Raw genomic sequence first — 323 nt, 5'->3', positions numbered from 1 at the left:
AAAGCGTCGATTACCGCTCCGAGGTCTATGCTTGTTACAACGCCGTCTTCATCTGTGTATTCAAGGGTTCTTCCATCCGGATTTAGTGCTAAAAAGGTAAGTGTTTCCAGATTTGAGATATCGATGGTTGTGGTTCCGCCATCCTCATCTGTGTAAGTAAATGTTCCGTCGTTGTTGTCTACGATTGTAGTTAGTGTTTCGAAAGCGTCGATTACCGCTCCGAGGTCTATGCTTGTTACAACGCCGTCTTCATCTGTATATTCAAGGGTTCTTCCATCCGGATTTAGTGCTAAAAAGGTAAGTGTTTCCAGATTTGAAATATC

1 pseudogene is annotated in these 323 nt (G+C 43.0%); it reads right to left on the bottom strand.

What is annotated here, in order from left to right:
- Positions 1–323 (bottom strand): annotated as a pseudogene (locus K8089_RS16440) (hypothetical protein); the annotation flags it as partial.

Origin of the sequence: Aequorivita vitellina, assembly GCF_022008365.1 — a bacterium.
Lineage (GTDB): Bacteria > Bacteroidota > Bacteroidia > Flavobacteriales > Flavobacteriaceae > Aequorivita > Aequorivita vitellina.
This window is presented reverse-complemented; position numbering and strand designations above follow the sequence as displayed.